The sequence below is a fragment of the Moorena sp. SIO3I6 genome (assembly GCF_010672095.1).
Genome location: NZ_JAAHHU010000993.1, coordinates 1 through 1,819 on the forward strand (window position 1 = coordinate 1; position 1,819 = coordinate 1,819).

The following is a 1,819-nucleotide window of genomic DNA, read 5'->3' on the forward strand; positions in this document are numbered from 1 at the left end:
TCACAAATTTCCTGTCTTTCCTCTTGACAAGTTTTTGTACTTTAGTCTAATCTACAAAAGGTTACTTGAGCTCCTAGTAGAAACAAGCTGGGGAAGTAACTTCTGTAGGGGTGCATAAAAAAAATAGTTACGAGGGTGGTTAACCTTTCGGTTAATTACTTTTTAACCCAATCATTACGATAAGGAAAGAAAATTAATTATGCAAAAACTACGCAATGCGCTATTGGCATTAGTTATTGCCTCGCAATCAAACCCCTAAAAATAGGGATAAATCGGTATTTAATATCACAAAATGGACATTGAAATTTAACTAGCGCTATAGTATTATTGAAGTGTAGGACACAGATCTAACAATGTCTAAGAAAGTAGACGAAGCAAAGAAAAGATCAACTCAAATCGTCCCCGTCATAGGGATGACTGAGTCGGTTGGTGCTGAGCTGTTGTCTACTATGAAAAAGTTGGGGATCGTTCGTTCCGAGTCTTATAACAAGCTGGGCAGTATCAATCATTGGAGTCTTGACTGGAAAAAGGCGTACCCAGAAGTCAGGAGCTTTAGGACCCCCGAATCATTGGGACTGCCTTCCAAGCTAATGGAATGGACTGTCAGTGATGTGGCAAAAGCCATTACAGCTCAACAAGCTGCTTGCACTGAAGCAGTCATCAAGAAGATTTACAAAAGATTTTCCGGGAAAGACAACCAAAAAAGAAGAAAAGAGCTTTGCAAACAACTAAAGACTTTAGCTTTCCTGGACAACCCTCTTCTCCACAGGCTTGTAAGAAAAGAGTTTCAAAGAGGACATTCTTGGGTAAAAAATCAGATAGTTTACCAGCAAGGAGGATATAGCTGTAAGCGACTTTCCCGCAATACTTACCAACTAGAACTAGCTGGGTTGAGAAGAGGTAAAATAAATAGAATAATAGTCAAGTCTAATCGTAAAATAAAAGGACAGATTAGGCTGATTTATAATAAATTGCTGCAAAGGTTTGAGATTCACTTCTTAGTGAATCATGGAACTGCGGAAATTCCATCTGAACGTCGGAGTATCGGAGTAGACAAGGGATACACTGAAGCTTTCTATGACTCTGATGGTCAGGCACACGGGAAAGGATTAGGGTACGCTACTACTGCAAAATCTGATCGCATATGTAGTAAAAATCGAAAAAGAGGAAAACTTTGGGCATTACACAAAAAGTTAGAGAAATTAGACCCGGCTAAATCGACTCGTATCCTTAAAAACAATCTGACCCGAAAGACAGAAAACAAGCGTTACAAACAAGATCAATCGAAGTTGGCGGCTATTATAGGAGCCGCATCTAAATCGCTGTTTAACGGAGAATCATTAAAAGTTTTTTCTGAAGATTTAACACGACAATTTACGAATAAACGCCAGTCCAAAGCTGCATCCCGCAAACTCAATAGTTGGATTAAAGGAAAAATGCGGGATTCCTTGCAGAAATGGGCTAATTGGACTGGTTCAGTCGTGACAGAAGTTCAACCTAGTTACACGTCGCAAGTTGACTCCAGAAATGGAACCCTATTAGGGAAAAGGACTGGGGACAATTTTACCGGATTTGATGGGGTCGTGTTGCAGGCTGACCATAACGCTGCCAAAAATGTCCTTGATAGAGGTACGGACAAGGACATCACCCGGTACATGAGTAAAGCCGAGGTGCAGGCAGTATTATTGCGCCGTACTGCGCGTTTCTTGTGCATGAATGGGACTGAGTCTGCTAGATGCAGTTGAGCTTGGCTGGCTTGACTCCAAACATGAGCTTTGCTCAGGCTTTCAAGCAACTCCTGGTCGGGATGCCAGGAACG

The 1,819-nt window shown here is 41.3% G+C and carries 1 protein-coding gene; it reads left to right on the forward strand.

Annotated elements, in window-relative coordinates; all coding sequences use genetic code 11:
- Positions 1–353 precede the first annotated feature (353 nt).
- The gene (locus F6K49_RS45335) at positions 354–1,745 is read left to right on the forward strand and encodes a zinc ribbon domain-containing protein (protein WP_293108709.1); all 1,392 of its coding nucleotides are present in this window, start codon (positions 354–356) and stop codon (positions 1,743–1,745) included.
- Positions 1,746–1,819: the final 74 nt, after the last annotated feature.

Coding starts and splice junctions, on each gene's coding strand:
- F6K49_RS45335 (WP_293108709.1), top strand. CDS start 354: ATGTCTAAGAAAGTAGACGAAGCAAAGAAAAGATCAACTCAAATCGTC.